This is a genomic window from Streptococcus oralis subsp. tigurinus (assembly GCF_002096275.1).
GTDB lineage: Bacteria > Bacillota > Bacilli > Lactobacillales > Streptococcaceae > Streptococcus > Streptococcus oralis_CN.
Genome location: NZ_NCUG01000018.1, coordinates 438,140 through 457,534, shown reverse-complemented (window position 1 = coordinate 457,534; position 19,395 = coordinate 438,140). Strand labels below are relative to the sequence as shown.

Sequence of the window (19,395 nt, the reverse complement as noted above, 5' to 3'; positions counted from 1 at the left end):
ATTATAGTAAAATTGTGAAGATATTAAATACTTTTTGGAGATTGAAATGAAGAAAAAAATAATGATATTGTCAATGTGTCTCATCATAGGAATTTCTGGTCTAGGATACTATTTCTTATCCTATGCACCACATCAAGCTGCTGTAACTAAGTTTGAAGATGTAGTAAAGGATTTAAATGAAAAAAATAAAGAAGTTGAAGATCAAATAGCTGAGGCTGAAAAGGTTATTGATAATGATGAAGAACCTCTTGATTCTAAGACATTGGAAGAATTGAAATCAACTATAAAGGATAGCAAAGATTCACTTCGTAAAATACCAGAAATGGAGAAAGCGACTGCTAAGATTGAGAAGCAAATTGAAGAATTAAGTCAACCATTAGATTATAGTGAAACAAAAAAGAATTTATCTGAAAAATTGATTCACTATCAAAATAGCATTCTTCAATTAAAACAAATTACAAATCCTTCAAGTTCTTTTATTGAAGAAAGACTTAAAGAAATTGAATCAATTACTGGAGTACAATCTGTTACGGAGGATAATGATCCTAATAAAAAATTAAATAAACAAGGTGGGTATACAGCGTCTGTATATTTTGTTGACAAGCAGGTGAATGAATCTGTAGAAGGCTCAGATATTGTTCAAAAAGGTAATGATGCTGGTGGAAATATAGAGGTTTATAAGACAAAAGAAGATGCAGAAAAGCGCAATACTTATATTAGTGCTTTTGATGGAACTGCTTTAAATCCGGGATCCCACTATGTTTATGGAACTGTTTTAATTCGTACTTCACACTATTTAACAGGAACGCAACAGAAAGAACTGACTGAGAAAATCTACAATAAATTAATTGAACTGAAATAATAAAAAAATTGGATAGCTATTTGTTTTATTGCACTAAGATACAGTCAAAAAGCCGTTGGAAAACGGTTTTTTGTTATAATTAAATTAAGAATGTAGCATTAAAGGAGAACAACATGACTTTTGAAGAAATCTTGCCTGGATTAAAGGCTAAGAAAAAATATGTACGAACTGGCTGGGGAGGGGCTGAAAACTATGTCCAACTCTTTGACACTATCGAGCAAAATGGGATTGCACTTGAAGTGACGCCTTATTTCCTAATCAATGTGTCTGGAGAAGGGGAAGGTTTTTCCATGTGGAGCCCGACACCTTGTGATGTTTTGGCGACGGATTGGGTAGAAGTGCATGACTAGACGTGTATTGATTACGGGAGTAAGTTCAGGGATTGGTCTGGCTCAAGCTCGCCTCTTTTTAGAGAATGGCTATCAAGTTTATGGAGTTGACCAAGGTGAAAATCCACTTTTTCAGGGCGATTTCCACTTTTTACAGAGGGATTTGACATTAGACTTGAAACCTGTTTTTGACTGGTGCCCTCAGGTGGATGTTTTGTGCAATACTGCTGGAGTTTTGGATGATTACAAACCGCTTTTGGAACAATCAGCACAGGAAATTCAAGAGATTTTTGAAATCAACTATATGACTCCAGTTGAGATGACACGACATTATTTGACACAAATGCTGGAAAGTAAAAAGGGAATCATTATCAATATGTGTTCTATTGCTTCAAACCTAGCAGGAGGTGGTGGACACGCCTATACTTCCTCTAAGCATGCCTTGGCTGGATTTACCAAGCAGTTGGCTCTAGACTATGCGGAAGCTGGAATTCAGGTCTTTGGGATTGCTCCAGGTGCTGTCAAGACGAGCATGACTGCTGCGGACTTTGAACCCGGTGGCTTAGCTGACTGGGTGGCTAGTGAAACACCCATCAAACGCTGGATTGAGCCAAGTGAAATTGCAGAAATCAGCTTATTCTTAGCTAGCGGTCACGCATCTGCCATGCAAGGACAAATCTTGACTGTGGATGGTGGATGGTCTTTGAAGTAATATAGTTGATACTTAGTGAATATGTGGAGGGAAGCTATGAAAAGAGATGAGTTCGGATTTGTGTTACCAAGCCTATATTATCAGTTTCTATCAGAGTGGGATGAAGCGGACTCTTATGAAATTGATGATTCTGGCATCTGTTTATATGCTAAGGAGGATCTCTTAGAGCGTAATGAGACCTATCAGATAGAAGTAGATGAACCAGATTTCTTTATGATTGGTCAAGAAGGCGATCTGGCTTATTTTATCAAGAAAAATGCTGATGATTGCATTTATGAAAATGATTTGGGAGCTTTAGGTTTCTTAGAGATGAAAAAAGTTGCTGCAACTGTCTATGACTTTATTGACAAGGTCTTAGAAGAAAGATTGTAAAAATCGGAGGGATAATTATGCTGAGAGCAACAGATGCGAATGAGGCAATTACAAGAGAAGACCTTTTACAATTTGAGGAGAACCTTGGAAAGAAATTGCCGGAAGCCATGTTAAACTTTTATCTCAAGTACAATGGTGGTCAATCTTGTGTGTCTGGTGTTCATGATGACAAACATCTCTTTCCTTTCAATGCTTTTTATTCATTAGAGGAGATGGAGAAGGCCCTCAACTGGTTTGACGATGAGGTTGTTCCTGCCGGATTCCAGGCTAAAGACCTCCTTCATTTTGCCTATGATCCTGGGTCTGGAAACTATGCTCTGTCTCTAAGGGAAGAAGATTATGGCAAGGTTTACTACTATGTTTTAGAAGAAAGAGCTGAGATTTTTGGTCAATGGCTTTCATTTGAGGCTTTTCTGACTAGTTTTGTGGAAGGTGAGTAGAAATAAAAGGAGCAATCATGCGTAAACACCAATTCTTTTCACTAGCAGATATTTTAGAGCAAGTTAAGTTAGAACAATGTACTCAAGATGACTTTTGCCTCTATGGCAATGATGAAGGGAATTTGGTTCTCGATAGCCTTTATTTTGGTGTCGGATTATCCAGTTGTAGTTGATGATAAAGATGTCTACCCTGTGGAAGTAGTAGAGAGAAATCTTAATCTGGTATATTATGGTGAGCATCTGATAGATGTCCTTCTAGTGCATTGGATGAAAAGCCAGACGCAAGCCCTGAATACTTGGTCGATGCCTTAATTTATTATAATAAACATGATACTTTTATTCCCTTTGCCTAGTAACTAAGCTGGATTTGCATAGTTCTATTAAACATAAGCGAATACAGTAAGGAGTCAAGAAATGATAGATTACAAAATGGTAAATAAAAAAATTTCACCTTTTAAATTTTTAGTCCATGATGAAGAGACACAAAGTGTTCGAGGGTCGCTCATTTATTATCCTGGTGGAGAATACAGACAGGAAGTATTCGACACTCGGGAAGATGAGGGATTCGAAGGAAATGGATACGATTGGGCATCTCTTGCTTTGATATTTTTAGAGGAAAAAATGCCTGAATTAAGCGAATCTATTGACTTTGATCCAGAAGGAAGTATGTTTTGTGCCTATTCTTCCAATATTGATGCCTTAGCAACATTTGCTTTAGGTTTTAAGGAGTTTTGCGACGATTCTGAGTCTATGATAGACTTGTTTAGTCGAGCAGAGTTAGATTAGCTGATTAGAAAAGCTTTAACTACTAGATATTTGACTAGGGAAAAGACACAAAGGAGTTAAGATGAAGCTGATAGAAGTATTTGATCTAGTGGAAAATCATTCTGATTTAAAACCCTATGTAGAAAAAATATTAAAAAAGTACAAGAAGACCAACTGTTCCTATCTTGAGTCTCTTAATCACCTTGCTTATTTACTCTATCTATATGGTCAAAAAGAACTAGCTAAAAAGTTGTTAGATATTTTGCTACAAATTCCCTTTGAAGGAGATTATAATAGTTGGACCTTTGTTGAGAGTTCGATAGTCTTATTGGCCTATATGGAAAAGCAGACGGAAAATCAGGTATCCATCTATCAAAATCTCCTTTTAAGTCCACTAGATTCTGGGGGAGAATCAACTAGAAAAATAAGAAGGAGAGTACATCAGAGATTTTTGAATGGTGATACTTTGGAACAAAAGCTTGCAAAAATCGAGCAAGCTTCGACCCTTACATCTGAGATGGAATGGTGCTTACTTTACTTAGCAGACTTGTTAAAACTTCAGTTGTTTAGTGCGGAATCAACTCTGGACGAGGCGGATATCCAGTCTAAAATAGAAGAACAAATCGAAAGATTACAAAGCTTTATCAAGGAGCAAGGTATTGTTAGCCTTTTCCCTTTTAAGGGATGAGGAAGTGTGGCTAAATTTGAAGGATGGAAAGAGGGGAAGAAATGAAAAACCAGCTAGCCCTTAGTGGCGAGAAAATCGCTGAAAAAGTTTATCCTCAACTATTTCACCATATTGGTATGATTCGTGGGGAATACTTACTGAGAGAGCTCAATCAAAACATCCTATTAGCAAGTTGTCAGCAATTTATAAAAGATTATCTAGACACCATTTGCTCCTTGTACTCAGATGAAGAGGTTTGGTATCGTTTTTCAGAATTAACGAATACAGAAGCTAATTGTCTAAAGGGGACTAAAGAGTATTTGGATGAAAATCATCCCTTGTTTGGATACAGAGGAACTAGGCGTTTACTGGCGTGTCCGGATGAATTTCAGGCTGAGGCAATTGTCGTTACAGAAGTTTATCAAACAAATCCCAATCTATCTGTTATCTTTCCTTTTGTCAATGATGCCGACCAGTTAAAGCAAGCTATTACAGTATTACGTCAGCATGGTTTTACTGGAAAAGTCGGCACAATGATTGAATTACCGTCAGCGTATTTTGACTTGGACAGAATAATAGAAACTGGTATTTCAAAGATTATAGTTGGAATGAATGATTTGACTTCTTTTGTTTTTGCGACTGTGAGAAACAGTCAATGGCATGATATGGAAAGTCCCATTATGTTAGATATGCTGAGACAAATGCAGGAAAAATCAAATACTAAAAAGATTGACTTTGCTGTAGCAGGCTATCTGAATCTTTCTTTCATACAAAAAATGAATCAGATGGGGATTGAGTGCATTATCCACTACAGTTCTATTCCAGAGATTTTTGATTTAGAGATTGACCATGCAGACCATCTCAAACACATAAAAGAAAAAAGTAAAAAATTACAAAGGAGCAACCCATGACACCGCAAGAAATGTGGAATGTATACAAGAAAATCAACCCCTCGATCGGAGATGAGATCGATGCTTGGGCTTTTGGAGTAGAAGCCGATCTCTTGGCAGATTTGGTTTTAAAAGGTGAAAAGACAGCAACTGCCTCAGCCTATGACCTCTATGCAATAGAGGACGAACCTCTTCCGCAAGAAGGGACCTTCGATGTTATTCTAGACAGTCAAGATCAGGCTGTCTGCATTGTCGAAATTACAAAGATTTCTGTCGAACCCTTTAATCAAGTTTCTGCTGAACATGCCTTTAAGGAAGGGGAAGGTGGCAAATCCCTAGCCTATTGGCGTCAGGTTCATGAGGACTGTTTCGCCGAGTGGCTGAGAGAGGCAGGACTAACTTTTACACCTGACAGCAAGGTTGTTTTAGAAGAATTTCGCAAGGTTTATCCACAGTAAACTTTAGTAGAAAGAAAGTTTTGGAAATCACCGTCCAATCCTTTTTTCTTAAGCAAAACATGATATAATAAGTTTGTTTGAATAAGAGAAAAACTCTTAAACTTAGAATAGGAGAAAACTATGCAAGCAGTTGAACATTTTATTACGCAATTTGTTCCTGAACATTATGATTTATTTTTAGACTTGAGTCGTGAGACCAAAACGTTTTCTGGTAAGGTGACCATTACTGGTCAAGCACAGAGTGACCGTATTTCCCTTCACCAAAAAGACTTGGAAATCGCTTCTGTAGAAGTTGCGGGTCAAGCTCGTCCATTTACAGTTGATCATGAAAATGAAGCCCTTCATATCGAACTGGATGAGGCAGGTCAAGTTGAATTAGTCATTGCTTTTTCAGGAAAGATTACAGATAACATGACAGGTATTTACCCTTCTTACTACACAGTGGATGGTGTCAAGAAGGAAGTCTTGTCTACCCAGTTTGAAAGCCATTTTGCGCGCGAAGCCTTCCCATGTGTGGACGAGCCTGAAGCAAAAGCAACTTTTGACCTCGCTCTTCGTTTTGACCAAGTAGAAGGTGAAGTTGCCTTGTCAAACATGCCTGAGATTGATGTTGAAAACCGCAAGGAAACAGGCATTTGGAAGTTCGAGACAACACCTCGCATGTCTTCCTACTTGTTGGCTTTTGTTGCTGGTGATTTGCAAGGAGTGACCGCTAAAACTAAAAACGGTACCCTCGTCGGTGTCTACTCAACCAAAGCCCATCCACTATCTAACCTTGATTTCTCACTGGACATCGCCGTTCGCTCAATCGAGTTTTACGAAGATTACTATGGAGTTAAGTATCCAATCCCTCAATCACTTCACATCGCCCTTCCTGACTTCTCAGCTGGTGCTATGGAAAACTGGGGTCTTGTGACTTACCGTGAAGTTTATTTGGTTGTGGATGAGAACTCAACCTTTGCTAGCCGTCAACAAGTTGCCCTAGTTGTAGCACATGAGTTGGCTCACCAATGGTTTGGCAATCTCGTTACTATGAAATGGTGGGATGACCTTTGGCTCAATGAAAGCTTCGCTAACATGATGGAATACGTCTGTGTTGATGCCATCGAGCCAACTTGGAATATCTTTGAAGACTTCCAAACAGGTGGTGTTCCGGGAGCACTTAAACGTGATGCGACTGATGGCGTTCAGTCTGTCCACGTCGAAGTCAAACACCCAGATGAAATCAATACCCTCTTTGACGGAGCTATCGTCTATGCCAAAGGAAGCCGTCTCATGCATATGCTTCGTCGTTGGCTCGGCGATGCTGATTTTGCTAAAGGGTTGCATGCCTACTTTGAAAAACACCAATATGGAAATACCATTGGTCGTGACCTATGGAATGCCCTTGGACAAGCGTCAGGCCGTGATGTCGCAGCCTTCATGGATTCTTGGTTGGAACAACCTGGTTATCCAGTTCTCACTGTCAAAATTGAAAATGATGTCTTGAAGATTTCACAAAAACAATTCTTTATCGGTGAGCACGAAGACAAGAACCGTCTCTGGGTGGTGCCACTCAACAGCAACTGGAAAGGCTTGCCAGATACACTCGAAACTGAAAGTATCGAAATCCCTGGCTACGCAGCTCTTCTTGCTGAAAATGAAGGAGCTCTTCGTCTCAACACTGAAAATACTGCCCACTATATTACCGACTATCAAGGAGACTTGTTAGAAGCTGTTCTTGCTGAGCTAGAGACACTTGATAACACAAGCAAACTGCAAATTGTTCAAGAACGTCGTTTGTTGGCTGAGGCAGGGCACATTTCTTATGCAGACTTGCTTCCAGTCCTTGATAAACTTGCTAAGGAAGAGTCTTATCTGGTGGTTTCAGCTGTTTCTCAAGTGATTTCTGCCCTTGAGCGCTTTATTGATGAAGGAACAGAAATTGAGAAAGCCTTTAACCGTCTGGTTGCTAAATTGGCTCGTCATAACTATGCCCGTCTTGGTTTTGAAGCCAAAGATGGTGAATCAGATGAAGACGAATTGGTTCGTCAGTTGACCATTTCCATGATGATTCGCTCAAATGATGTGGAAGCTAGTCAAGTTGCTAGCCAAATCTTTGCAGCTCACAAGGATAATCTTGCAGGACTTCCAGCAGCTATCCGTGCACAAGTTCTCATCAATGAGATGAAACACCATGAGACCAAGGACTTGGTCGCAACTTATCTGGACCTCTATACTCATGCCACAGATGCTGTCTTCAAACGTCAGTTGGCTGCGGCTCTTGCATACAGTACAGATGCTGACAATATCCAAACCTTAATTGGCTCATGGAAGGATAAGTTTGTTGTTAAACCACAAGACTTGTCTGCTTGGTATTACCAGTTCCTAGATCATCAAACAACTCAAGAAACTGTTTGGGTATGGGCGCGAGAAAACTGGGATTGGATCAAGGCAGCTCTTGGTGGGGATATGAGCTTTGATAGCTTTGTTATCCTACCTGCCCATGTATTTAAGACTGAGAAACGCTTGGCAGAGTACAAGGAATTCTTTGAACCACAACTCTCTGACCTAGCTCTTAGCCGTAATATCGGTATGGGAATCAAGGAAATCGCAGCGCGTGTTGACTTGATTAAGCGTGAGAAAGCAGCAGTCGAAGCTGTTGTAGCTCAATATGGCAAAGCTTAATTCATTCGAAATGTAAACAAAAACTCAACTTTCTATCTTAAAAGAAGAGAGAGTTGAGTTTTTTTTAAGGCAATTTTGGTATAATAATCATAACAAGGAGGAGTTTCTGATGATAAAAATCTTATTAGTAGAGGATGACCTAGGCCTGTCAAACTCAGTATTTGACTTTTTAGATGATTTTGCAGATGTCATGCAGGTCTTTGATGGAGAAGAAGGTCTCTACGAAGCAGAAAGTGGCGTCTATGACTTGATTTTGCTTGACCTGATGTTACCTGAAAAAAATGGTTTCCAGGTCTTGAAAGAGTTGCGCGAAAAAGGAATTACGACACCAGTCCTTATCATGACTGCTAAGGAAAGTTTGGATGATAAGGGACATGGTTTTGAGTTGGGAGCGGATGACTACCTCACCAAACCTTTCTATCTAGAAGAACTCAAAATGCGGATCCAAGCCCTTCTCAAACGTTCAGGTAAGTTTAACGAAAACACTTTGACCTATGGGGATATTGTCGTCAACCTTTCAACGAATGAAGTGAAGGTGGAAGATACTCCTGTGGAACTACTCGGAAAAGAGTTCGAGTTATTGGTTTACTTCCTTCAAAATCAAAATGTCATTCTTCCCAAGACGCAAATTTTTGACCGCCTATGGGGATTTGATAGCGATACGACTATTTCCGTTGTAGAAGTCTATGTCTCAAAAGTTCGTAAGAAACTGAAGGGTACAGCTTTTGCTGAAAATCTTCAAACCTTGCGTAGTGTCGGGTATATTTTAAAAGATGTTCAATAAACTAAGAAAAACATGGTATGCAGATGATTTCAGCTATTTCATTCGAAACTTTGGAGTGTTTACTCTGATTTTCTCTGCTATGACCTTGATTATCCTCCAGGTCATGCACTCGAGTCTCTACACTTCTGTAGATGAAAAACTACAAGCCCTTAGCACTAGCCCTCAAGCTGTTATCCAATTAGCCCTTAATCGGGCAACTGAAGAAGTCAAAGATATTCAACCAGCAACAGCGGATGCCAGCAAGGCTGAAATCAAACCCAATGTCAGCTCCAATACGGAAGTCTTGCTCTTTGATAAGGATTTTAACCAACTCTTACTGGGCAATCGCTTTTTAGGTTTGGACAAGATCAAGCTGGACAAGAAAGAGTTGAATCACATTCGGCAAATTCAAGTTGTCAATAGCTACGGTCAGGAAGAAACCTACCGGATGATCTTGATGGAAACCAATTCATCCACTGTTTCAAGTAATGTCAAATATGCGGCGGTTTTAATCAATACTAGCCAGCTTGAGCAAATCAGCCAAAACCACGAGCATTTAATTGTTGTAGTGATGGCTAGTTTCTGGCTTCTGTCTTTAATTGCCAGTGTTTACTTGGCACGTGTCAGTGTCAAACCTTTACTGGAAAGTATGCAAAAGCAGAAGTCCTTTGTAGAAAATGCGAGTCACGAACTGAGAACGCCTTTGGCTGTTTTACAAAATCGTTTAGAGACTCTCTTTCGAAAACCAGAAGCGACGATTATGGAATCCAGCGAAAGCATTGCTTCTAGTCTTGAAGAAGTTCGCAACATGCGTTTCCTCACGACAAATCTTCTCAATCTTGCACGTCGAGATGATGGAATCAAACCAGAAATAGCAGAAGTTTCTCCGCAATTCTTTAAAACAACCTTTGCTAACTATGAGTTGATTGCTTCTGAAAATGATCGTGTTTTTGAATATGAAAATCGGATTTATCGTTCCTTCATGACCGATCAGTTGCTCCTAAAACAGCTCATGACTATCTTGTTTGATAATGCTATCAAGTATACTGAAGAAGATGGAAAAATTGAGTTTGTGGTCCATGCTACGGATCGCCACCTATATCTATCAGTAACGGATAACGGAATTGGGATCTCAGCTGCCGATAAGAAGAAAATCTTTGACCGCTTTTATCGTGTAGACAAGGCGAGAACCCGTCAGAAAGGTGGGTTTGGTCTTGGACTATCTTTGGCCAAGCAGATCGTAGATGCCTTACGAGGAACGATTACCGTTAAAGATAACAAACCTAGAGGAACGATTTTTGAAGTTAAAATTGCTATCCAATCTCCTCCCAAACGTAAGAATAAATAAAAAGACAGTTTTAAAACTGTCTTTTTTGTTAACTAGAAAAGAGGTTGGTAGTGGTACCAACCTTTATTTTGAAATTTTTCGTTTAATAATCTTTCGTTGGAGTTGGAGGAGTGTCAAGCTTGCCCCCATAGCAGCAACAAATGATAAAGCTGTGTTCAATTTTAAGGCTAAAAAGATAAAACTAAAAAACACCATAAAAATACAAAAACAAGCAATATTTACAAAAAATAAAATCTCTTTTAAATTGGAGCTAACAGGTGCTTCCAGTGTATAGTCTTGATAAAGCGGAGTTTGATTCGATTCGGGAGTTTGTTCAAACTCATAAGCTTCTAATTTTCTTGCGGGCATGATTCTCTCCTTAACAGTACCTAACTATTTTATCATTTTTTATGCAGAGAATTATTACAGAATGGTTACAAAACTACTAAAGTCTCTTATCATTATCTAAGTCGCTCTTCTTGACACCCACTAGGGAAAGTGATAGCATGGATGTTACACTTAAAACAGATGACCTGACCTTCTCTATTATAAATATACTGAGAAAGGAAGGGATAACTTATATAAATTGATAGCAAGCTGAGGCTTTTTCCTAAGATGATTTGTTAAGTTGCTACCTGGATACTTTTGAAGAGTATTGGTAGGAGTTGTTTTGAATGGATGGATGGACAGAGATTTTGTCTATTGGACTGGGTGGCCTTCTTGCTACCTCTGGGGAAAGTTAAAGGAGATAAACATGTATCTTGCTATCAAAGAAATAGTACGAAACAAACTTCGATATAGTTTGATTCTAACTACCATTTTTCTTATCGCTTTTATGGTCTTTTTTATGATCAGTCTAGCTCTTGGTCTTGTGCGGAACAACCGGGCCGCTATTGATAATTGGCAAGCGACGGGTGTCGTTTTATCCGACTACGCAAATGATAATTTGACGGCATCCTTTATTCCTGAAAAGGACTACAAGGATAAAAATTCTGAAGAGGCCGCTCCATTGGGCTATATGTTTGCTGTGACCAATCTAGTCGATGGTAGTGAAAAGGTCAATGTTTCCATTTTTGCTCAAGACTGGGACGCTTTTATCTCACCTAGTTTGACGGAGGGTCGTTATCCTGAAGGAGATGATGAGGTTGTCGTGGATCAGTCTTTTGAGAACTATGGGATTAAGCTAGGCGATGCCATTCAGCTCAATGGAAGCGATTCAAGTTACAAGATCGTAGGCTTGACTCAAGGAAATAAGTTTTTCACCGAGCCCGTTGTCTTTACGAGTCTGACAACTTATTGGACCTTACAAGGAACCTTGAAAGCCAATCGTTCTATCTCTGCCTTGGTATTGAAAAATGATATAGAAGTGGCTGGCGATGGACTGAAACAGATTTCCATCCCAAAAATGATATCGAAAATTCCTGGTTACACACCTCAGGTTAATGTATTTTCAGGGATGATTCTTGCTATGATTGTTATCACAGGCTTGATTGTGGGGATTTTTGTTTATATCATTACCATACAAAAACTAGGTCTTTATGGAATAATGCGAGCTCAGGGAATACAAATCAAAACCATTGTATGGTCTCTGTTCTGTCAAATCTTCCTCCTAGCTGGTATGGGGATTGCTTTAGCCTTGCTTGCTATTGGTGGAGTGATTTTAGTCTTACCAGCTACCTTCTTTTTCTACCCAAGTTGGATAGCCTACTCTGTCCTAAGCTTGGTAATTTCCTTGATGGCCCTTCTAGGTGGTGTCATTTCACTTCCACGCTTGCTAAAGGTGGACCCGATTACTGCGATTGCAGAATGATAAGGAGAATAGTATGACAGCATTGATTGAAATGACTCAAGTGACAAAAACGTACGGGGAAGGAAAGATGAAAGTCGTAGCTCTGCATGAGACGAATTTTCAGCTAAATGCGGGAGAGTTCGTAGCTATCGTTGGGCCTTCAGGCTCTGGAAAGACGACCTTTCTAACAACTCTAGGACAACTACAGGAAGCATCGAGTGGAAAGATTCTAGTCAAAGGGAAGGAAACAGGCAGTTTGACGGAGAAGGAAAAAACAGATCTCCGTTTTAGAGAGTTTGGCTTCATTCTCCAGGCTTCAAACTTAATTCCTTTTCTAACGGTCAAGGAACAGCTGGACTTGATAGACAGACTGGATAAGGGAAAAAATAGTAAAAGTGACCGAAAAGAGCTCTTTGAGTTGTTGGATTTGGAAAAAGTAAAAGATCATTATCCCAAGGCCCTATCGGGTGGCGAACGTCAGCGTGCGGCAATAGCTAGAGCGCTCTATAACAATCCAAGCATCGTGCTTGCAGATGAGCCAACGGCCAGTCTGGATACCCAGCGTGCCTACCAAGTAACGGAAATGTTGGCTACTATTGCCCACGAACAAGGTAGAGGAGTTGTTATGATTACTCATGATACACGTCTTCTTGATAAGGTTGACCGTATTTATGTTATGAATGATGGCCACCTAGTTGAAAAAACACAAGTATAAAAAAGAAAGTGGACGGTTCTGGTTACTGTTCACTTTTTGATTGCAAACTTCAAAAATGACTTTGACTTTTTATAAAACTCTTAGTATTCATAGCTGATTTTTGAGAATTGTGGTATAATTTTCCTTATGGAAAAGATTATCATTACAGCAACTGCTGAAAGTATTGAACAAGTTGAACAACTACTCGAAGCTGGCGTAGACCGTATCTATGTCGGTGAGAAAGATTTTGGCCTCCGTTTGCCAACGACCTTTAGTTATGAAGAGTTGCGAGAAATCGCTAAGCTCGTTCATGATGGGGGTAAGGAATTGATCGTTGCAGTCAACGCCCTCATGCACCAAGACATGATGGATCGTATTAAGCCCTTCTTAGACTTCTTGGAAGAAATCAAGACAGACTATATTACAGTAGGAGATGCGGGTGTCTTTTACGTAGTCAACCGTGATGGTTATTCCTTTAAGACCATCTATGATGCTTCAACTATGGTGACAAGCAGTCGCCAGATTAACTTCTGGGGACAAAAGGCTGGCGCATCTGAGGCTGTTTTGGCGCGTGAAATTCCATCAGCTGAACTTTTCAAAATGCCAGAGATTTTGGAAATTCCTGCTGAAGTTTTGGTTTATGGAGCTAGCGTCATCCATCATTCTAAGCGTCCGCTCTTACAAAACTACTATAACTTCACGCATATCGATGACGAAAAGACGCGTAAACGTGATCTCTTCTTGGCAGAACCAAGTGACCCAGAAAGCCATTATTCTATCTTTGAAGATAATCATGGTACCCATATCTTTGCCAACAATGACCTTGATTTGATGACCAAATTAACTGAGTTGGTTGAGCATGGTTTTACCCACTGGAAGCTAGAGGGGCTCTACACACCTGGTCAGAATTTTGTAGAAATTGCTAAACTCTTTGTCCAAGCACGCAGCTTGATTCAAGAGGGGAATTTCAGTCATGACCAAGCCTTCTTGTTAGATGAGGAAGTGCGCAAGTTACACCCTAAAAACCGTTTCCTCGATACGGGATTCTATGATTACGATCCTGATATGGTTAAATAGGACACCAAAACCCGAAATAAAAATGTTCGGGTTTTTCCAGTGTATCCATGAAATAAAAACGGATACATGTTATAATAAAAATAGCTCTTTAATGGAGGTGTTTGAGTGGAAAATCTGAAGAAAATGGCAGGTATCAAGGCTGCTGAGTTTGTCAAGGATGGCATGGTAGTCGGACTTGGAACGGGCTCTACTGCCTACTATTTCGTAGAAGAAATCGGTCGTCGCATTAAGGAAGAAGGTTTGCAGATTACTGCTGTAACGACTTCCAGTGTGACCAGTAAGCAGGCTGAAGGTCTTAACATCCCGCTCAAGTCGATTGATCAAGTAGACTTTGTTGATGTGACGGTTGACGGGGCGGATGAAGTAGATAGCCAGTTCAACGGGATCAAAGGTGGTGGTGGTGCCCTTCTGATGGAGAAGGTTGTCGCAACGCCCTCAAAAGAATATATTTGGGTGGTGGATGAAAGCAAACTGGTTGATAAACTAGGTGCTTTTAAATTGCCTGTGGAAGTGGTTCAGTATGGCGCAGAACAGGTTTTTCGTCGTTTTGAGCGAGCTGGCTACAAACCAAGTTTCCGTGAAAAAGACGGTCAGCGTTTTGTAACCGATATGCAGAATTTTATCATTGACCTAGCCTTGGATGTCATTGAAAATCCAATTGCATTCGGGCAAGAATTGGATCATGTCGTTGGTGTCGTAGAGCATGGCTTGTTCAACCAAATGGTGGATAAGGTCATCGTAGCGGGACGAGATGGGGTTCAGATTTTAACTTCAACAAAAGCAAAATAATCAAAATAATAAGGAGACAGATTATGTCAAAATTTAATCGAATTCACTTGGTGGTATTGGATTCTGTAGGAATCGGTGCTGCACCAGATGCCAATAACTTTGTCAATGCGGGGGTTCCAGACGGAGCTTCTGACACACTTGGACACATTTCCAAAACAGTTGGTTTGACTGTGCCAAACATGGCTAAAATCGGTCTAGGAAATATTCCTCGTGAAACTCCTCTTAAGACTGTACCAGCAGAAAGCAATCCAACAGGATATGCAACGAAATTAGAAGAAGTATCTCTTGGTAAGGATACCATGACTGGACACTGGGAAATCATGGGACTCAATATTACCGAGCCTTTCGATACTTTCTGGAACGGATTCCCAGAAGAAATCTTGACAAAAATCGAAGAATTCTCAGGGCGCAAGGTCATTCGTGAAGCCAATAAACCTTACTCAGGAACTGCTGTTATCGATGATTTTGGACCACGTCAGATGGAAACTGGGGAGTTGATTATCTATACTTCAGCTGACCCTGTTTTGCAAATTGCTGCCCACGAAGATATCATTCCTTTGGATGAACTGTACCGTATCTGTGAATACGCTCGTTCAATTACCCTTGAACGTCCTGCTCTTCTGGGTCGTATCATTGCCCGTCCATATGTTGGTGAACCAGGTAATTTCACTCGTACGGCAAATCGTCGTGACTTGGCCGTTTCCCCATTTGCACCAACTGTTTTGGATAAATTGAACGAAGCTGGTATCGATACTTACGCTGTTGGTAAAATCAACGATATCTTTAATGGCGCTGGTATCAATCATGACATGGGCCACAACAAGTCAAACAGCCACGGAATTGATACATTATTGAAGACCATGGGACTTGCTGAGTTTGAAAAAGGATTCTCCTTCACAAACTTGGTTGACTTTGATGCCCTTTACGGCCACCGTCGTAATGCTCACGGTTATCGTGATTGCTTGCATGAGTTTGATGAACGCTTGCCTGAAATTATCGCAGCCATGAGAGAGAATGACCTTCTCTTGATTACAGCGGACCATGGAAATGACCCAACCTATGCAGGAACAGACCACACCCGCGAATATATTCCACTTTTGGCTTACAGTCCTTCCTTTAAAGGAAATGGTGTCATTCCAGTTGGACATTTTGCAGATATCTCAGCGACTGTTGCCGATAACTTTGGTGTTGAAACTGCCATGATTGGGGAAAGTTTCTTAGATAAATTGGTATAAGATGACGCGATATGCTTTACTTGTTCGGGGCATTAATGTCGGAGGGAAAAATAAGGTTGTCATGGCGCAACTTCGTCAAGAACTGACAGAGTTGGGACTGGAAAAGGTTGAAACCTACATCAACAGTGGCAACATTTTCTTTACTTCTATAGTTCCCAAAGCCCGATTGGTTGAAAAGTTAGAGGTTTTCTTTGCAGTCCATTATCCATTTATTCAGAGCTTTTCTTTGCTGAGTCAGGAAGATTATGAAGAAGAGCTGAAGAATCTGCCAGATTGGTGGACCAAAGATTTGGCACGAAAGGACGTCCTCTTTTACACGGAGGGCTTGGATGTTGCTCAAGTCATTGAGACAGTTGAAAGTTTGGAACTGAAAGATGAAGTGGTTCATTTTGGAAAACATGGGATTTTCTGGGGGAAGATCTCTGAAGAATCCTACTATGCAACTGCCTATCATAAGTACTTGCTCAAGATGCCTTTTTATAGCAATATCACCATTCGCAATGCCAAAACCTTTGACAAAATCGGTCAAATGCTAAAAAATAATAAAGGAGATACAGAATGACATTTTTAGATAAAATCAAGGAAACAGCTGCTTTCTTGAAAAGCAAGGGAATCCAAGCTCCCGAGTTTGGTCTAATCCTTGGATCAGGTCTTGGAGAATTGGCAGAAGAGATCGAAAATCCAGTTGTAGTAGACTATGCTGAGATTCCAAACTGGGGCCGCTCTACAGTAGTTGGTCACGCTGGTAAATTGGTATATGGTGAACTCGCAGGTCGAAAAGTCTTGGCTCTTCAAGGTCGTTTTCATTTCTATGAAGGAAATCCTCTTGAAGTCGTGACTTTCCCAGTTCGTGTGATGAAAGTCCTCGGATGTGAAGGTGTCATTATAACCAATGCAGCTGGCGGTATTGGATTCGGTCCTGGTACTTTGATGGCTATCTCAGACCATATCAATATGACGGGGCAGAACCCATTGATGGGTGAAAACTTGGATGATTTTGGTCCACGTTTCCCAGATATGTCTAAAGCCTACACTCCAGAATATCGTGCTACTGCCCATGAAGTGGCCAAGAAACTTGGTATCAAGCTTGATGAAGGTGTCTATATTGGTGTAACAGGTCCGACTTATGAAACCCCAGCAGAAATTCGTGCCTATAAGACATTGGGGGCAGATGCAGTTGGTATGTCCACTGTTCCTGAAGTTATTGTGGCCGCTCACTCAGGCTTGAAAGTTCTAGGAATTTCATGTATCACTAACCATGCTGCTGGTTTCCAAGAAGAACTCAACCACGAAGAAGTTGTAGAAGTGACTGAACGTGTTAAAGGCGACTTCAAAGGTTTGGTTAAAGCTATTCTTGCTGAACTCTAATCCTATGAAAGCACGACTCCAAAGCCTGCCCTACGGACTGAGGCTACTTCTAGCCACTCTATCATTGGGAATAGGGACGGGTCTGGTCGGAATTGCTTGCCATTATTTACTAGAAAGTGTGCAATGGCTGGCCTTTGGCCAAACTAGTTCGGATTTGCTTCAGCAATTTCAAGAAGCTGGGGGTCTCCGTAGATTCTTCGTTCTGTGTGTGACAGGGGTCTTGGCAGCTGGCTTCTGGTATGTCCTACAAAGGCGCCATAAGATTTTGTCTATTCGTCAGCAAATTATATTAGCTGGAGACAGGGAGCCAGCGCTCTTAGCCCACCTCTTTCATGCAGGTATGCAGGTTGCGATTGTCGGAGCAGGCGCATCGGTCGGAAAAGAAGGAGCACCACGCGAGGTTGGGGCCCTTCTAGCTGGTTGCTTGTCAAAGGGGTTCTCTCTAGCCCTTAAAGAACGGAAGGTGTTGGTTGCCTGTGGGGCAGGAGCAGGTCTAGCTGCGGTCTATCAGGTTCCCTTTGCTAGTAGTTTGTTTGTCTTTGAGACCTTAGGACTTACCTATAGTTGGCAGAACTTTTTGCTGGTTTTGGCTAGTACTTATCTGGCAACCTGGGTGGCTCAGCCCATTGTTGGTCATGATGTCATGTATCACTTGGCTCTAGTCTCTTGGTCGTCTAGCAGTTTCTTGCAGGCGATTCTGATTGCTTCATTGGTTACTCCTCTAGCACTGGTTTTTCGATCCTTGGCCAAGCAAGCTAATCGCAAACGGCGCAAGGATGAGACGATCCTTTGGGCTCTTCCTCTAGCCTTTCTCGTGCTGGGGAGCCTGGCAGTCTTTTTCCCTATCTTTATGGGAAATGGCCAGGTACTAGCCCAAGCCTTGTTGTCTAGCCAGCCAATTCCCTATCTTCCATTGACTCTTGCAGTAAAGGGGCTTCTAGTTTATCTCCTCTTGCGTAATGGTGCCTATGAGGGAACCTTGACGCCATCATTTGCCTTGGGGATTGGATCTGGCTATTTTGTGACTTTGCTTTTGACAGTAGTTGGCATTCATCTGGATCCAGCTCTAGGAATGCTACTAGGAGCAACAGTCTTTTTAGGAACGACCTTACAAGCTCCTCTGACGGCCATTGCACTGAGCCTTGGATTTACAGGCCAGGATTGGAGTTTGACAATACCGCTTGTACTAGCGGCAGGAATGTCTTACGTGATTCGAAAGAGATGGGAGAAGAAACAATGAAGGTACATTTTGTACTGCATGAAACATTTGAGGTTCCGGGCGCTTATCTAAAATGGGCTCTGGCACGAGGGCATCACATTACATCAACAAAGGTTTACGAAAAAGAACCTCTTCCTGAAACAATTGACGGAATTGATTTTCTGATTGTCATGGGTGGTCCCCAATCTCCTGATGAGGATAGAGAAAACTTCCCATACTATGACCCTAATGCTGAGCTTGCTTTTATGAAAGAAGCGATTGCTGCAGATATCTATATTGTTGGTGTCTGTCTTGGTGCGCAGCTCCTGTCTGTTGCCTATGGTGCGAAGTATGAACATAGTCCAGAGCGCGAGATAGGCGTTTATCCTGTGACATTGACGATGCAAGGCCTAACAGATCCTCATGTCAGCTTGTTCGGAGAAACCTTAGAAACCGGCCACTGGCACGGTGATATGCCAGGGCTGACAGAGGATGCTGTTGTTCTTGCGACGAGTCAAGGTTGTCCACGCCAAATTATTCGCTTTAGTCCGAAGCATTATGCATTTCAGGCCCATTTGGAATTTGATCCCGAAGTAGTAGAACTCTTAATTACTGCGGATGGTGAGGAGCAATTAAGAGAGCAAAGTGAAAAGTTATCTTTTGTTCAAACACCAGAAGAATTACGTGGAAACGATTACTCTGAAATGAATGTAAAACTGTATGCATTTTTAGATTCGTTGGTAAACTAGGAACTACAGAAAGGCAGGATTCCAGCTTTGGAAGAGAACTTGGAATCATCTTACTATGAAATCAAAAAGTGTAGTAAGTATTTAATACTACCCCTCTTTAAACTTTATATAATATATAAAAGGAAAGGTAGAGCGAGATGTTCTGATTTGAACACGAGCGGAAAACTTTTCATAACAATAAAAGAAAGGATGGGTTAACTGTATTCACTGAACTGAATACGGGCGGAGAACTGTGTAAAAAAGA

The 19,395-nt window shown here is 40.9% G+C and carries 23 protein-coding genes; 22 read left to right on the top strand and 1 reads right to left on the bottom strand.

From position 1 onward, the window contains the following. Window positions 1-46: 46 nt before the first annotated feature. The 13 genes from B7725_RS07350 (at window position 47) to B7725_RS07295 (ending at window position 10,273) form a co-directional block, all read left to right on the top strand. Window positions 47-862, top strand: a complete 816-nt coding sequence (locus B7725_RS07350; RefSeq protein ID WP_084875427.1) for an EbhA — start codon at window positions 47-49, stop codon at window positions 860-862. Window positions 863-975: 113 nt separating this feature from the next. Continuing rightward, window positions 976-1,212: a DUF2829 domain-containing protein gene (locus tag B7725_RS07345; protein WP_049479736.1), complete on the top strand. Its 237-nt coding sequence runs from the start codon at window positions 976-978 to the stop codon at window positions 1,210-1,212. Further along, window positions 1,205-1,903: a 3-oxoacyl-ACP reductase gene (locus tag B7725_RS07340; protein ID WP_084875426.1), complete on the top strand. Its 699-nt coding sequence runs from the start codon at window positions 1,205-1,207 to the stop codon at window positions 1,901-1,903. Before B7725_RS07345 ends, B7725_RS07340 begins: the two co-directional genes overlap by 8 nt. 36 nt (window positions 1,904-1,939) lie before the next feature. Further along, window positions 1,940-2,275, top strand: coding sequence for a hypothetical protein (locus B7725_RS07335; protein ID WP_084875424.1), 336 nt, complete (start codon window positions 1,940-1,942; stop codon window positions 2,273-2,275). Between the two features lie 17 nt (window positions 2,276-2,292). Beyond that, window positions 2,293-2,715, top strand: coding sequence for an SMI1/KNR4 family protein (locus B7725_RS07330; RefSeq protein WP_084875422.1), 423 nt, complete (start codon window positions 2,293-2,295; stop codon window positions 2,713-2,715). A gap of 17 nt (window positions 2,716-2,732) precedes the next feature. Further along, window positions 2,733-2,888 (top strand): hypothetical protein, encoded by a 156-nt coding sequence (locus B7725_RS10145; protein WP_229035102.1) that lies wholly within the window; start codon window positions 2,733-2,735, stop codon window positions 2,886-2,888. Window positions 2,889-3,129: 241 nt separating this feature from the next. Beyond that, window positions 3,130-3,501 (top strand): Imm51 family immunity protein, encoded by a 372-nt coding sequence (locus B7725_RS07325; RefSeq protein WP_000568347.1) that lies wholly within the window; start codon window positions 3,130-3,132, stop codon window positions 3,499-3,501. A 61-nt stretch (window positions 3,502-3,562) separates the two neighbouring features. After that, window positions 3,563-4,168: a DUF6707 family protein gene (locus tag B7725_RS07320; RefSeq protein ID WP_084875421.1), complete on the top strand. Its 606-nt coding sequence runs from the start codon at window positions 3,563-3,565 to the stop codon at window positions 4,166-4,168. 41 nt (window positions 4,169-4,209) lie between these two features. Beyond that, entirely contained in the window at window positions 4,210-5,058 is an 849-nt protein-coding gene (locus tag B7725_RS07315; protein ID WP_084875419.1) for a putative PEP-binding protein, read from the top strand. Further along, window positions 5,055-5,495, top strand: a complete 441-nt coding sequence (locus B7725_RS07310) for an ASCH domain-containing protein (protein ID WP_084875418.1) — start codon at window positions 5,055-5,057, stop codon at window positions 5,493-5,495. Before B7725_RS07315 ends, B7725_RS07310 begins: the two co-directional genes overlap by 4 nt. A 120-nt stretch (window positions 5,496-5,615) precedes the next feature. Beyond that, window positions 5,616-8,162, top strand: a complete 2,547-nt coding sequence (locus tag B7725_RS07305) for a M1 family metallopeptidase (RefSeq protein WP_084875416.1) — start codon at window positions 5,616-5,618, stop codon at window positions 8,160-8,162. A gap of 109 nt (window positions 8,163-8,271) precedes the next feature. Then, window positions 8,272-8,946 (top strand): two-component system response regulator CiaR, encoded by a 675-nt coding sequence (gene ciaR / locus B7725_RS07300; RefSeq protein WP_000590630.1) that lies wholly within the window; start codon window positions 8,272-8,274, stop codon window positions 8,944-8,946. Next, window positions 8,936-10,273, top strand: coding sequence for a sensor histidine kinase (locus B7725_RS07295; RefSeq protein ID WP_084875414.1), 1,338 nt, complete (start codon window positions 8,936-8,938; stop codon window positions 10,271-10,273). Before ciaR ends, B7725_RS07295 begins: the two co-directional genes overlap by 11 nt. 63 nt (window positions 10,274-10,336) lie before the next feature. Here B7725_RS07295 and B7725_RS07290 read toward each other — a convergent pair whose 3' ends face one another. Next, entirely contained in the window at window positions 10,337-10,621 is a 285-nt protein-coding gene (locus tag B7725_RS07290; protein WP_009730037.1) for a DUF3270 domain-containing protein, read from the bottom strand. Between the two features lie 385 nt (window positions 10,622-11,006). On the opposite strand from B7725_RS07290, the gene B7725_RS07285 reads away from it, so the two are divergent. From B7725_RS07285 to B7725_RS07245, 9 genes are all read left to right on the top strand, one after another. Further along, window positions 11,007-12,062: an ABC transporter permease gene (locus B7725_RS07285; protein ID WP_084875413.1), complete on the top strand. Its 1,056-nt coding sequence runs from the start codon at window positions 11,007-11,009 to the stop codon at window positions 12,060-12,062. A gap of 13 nt (window positions 12,063-12,075) precedes the next feature. Then, window positions 12,076-12,756: an ABC transporter ATP-binding protein gene (locus B7725_RS07280; RefSeq protein WP_009730039.1), complete on the top strand. Its 681-nt coding sequence runs from the start codon at window positions 12,076-12,078 to the stop codon at window positions 12,754-12,756. 126 nt (window positions 12,757-12,882) lie between these two features. Continuing rightward, the gene (locus B7725_RS07275; protein ID WP_084875411.1) at window positions 12,883-13,812 is read left to right on the top strand and encodes a peptidase U32 family protein; all 930 of its coding nucleotides are present in this window, start codon (window positions 12,883-12,885) and stop codon (window positions 13,810-13,812) included. 105 nt (window positions 13,813-13,917) lie between these two features. Continuing rightward, window positions 13,918-14,601: a ribose-5-phosphate isomerase RpiA gene (rpiA, locus tag B7725_RS07270; protein WP_084875410.1), complete on the top strand. Its 684-nt coding sequence runs from the start codon at window positions 13,918-13,920 to the stop codon at window positions 14,599-14,601. Between the two features lie 23 nt (window positions 14,602-14,624). Then, window positions 14,625-15,836: a phosphopentomutase gene (locus B7725_RS07265; protein ID WP_084875408.1), complete on the top strand. Its 1,212-nt coding sequence runs from the start codon at window positions 14,625-14,627 to the stop codon at window positions 15,834-15,836. 1 nt (window position 15,837) lies between these two features. Next, complete coding sequence (locus B7725_RS07260) at window positions 15,838-16,398, top strand: DUF1697 domain-containing protein (RefSeq protein WP_084875406.1); 561 nt, start codon at window positions 15,838-15,840, stop codon at window positions 16,396-16,398. Further along, window positions 16,395-17,204 (top strand): purine-nucleoside phosphorylase, encoded by an 810-nt coding sequence (locus B7725_RS07255; protein ID WP_061598545.1) that lies wholly within the window; start codon window positions 16,395-16,397, stop codon window positions 17,202-17,204. The genes B7725_RS07260 and B7725_RS07255 overlap by 4 nt, the downstream gene beginning before the upstream one ends. 4 nt (window positions 17,205-17,208) lie before the next feature. Beyond that, window positions 17,209-18,444 carry a chloride channel protein gene (locus tag B7725_RS07250; protein WP_193431823.1) on the top strand — a complete coding sequence of 412 codons (1,236 nt, stop codon included), beginning with the start codon at window positions 17,209-17,211 and terminating at the stop codon, window positions 18,442-18,444. Beyond that, a complete protein-coding gene (locus B7725_RS07245) occupies window positions 18,441-19,151 on the top strand; it encodes a type 1 glutamine amidotransferase (RefSeq protein ID WP_084875957.1) in 711 nt (236 codons plus the stop codon). Before B7725_RS07250 ends, B7725_RS07245 begins: the two co-directional genes overlap by 4 nt. The last annotated feature ends 244 nt before the right edge of the window (window positions 19,152-19,395 follow it).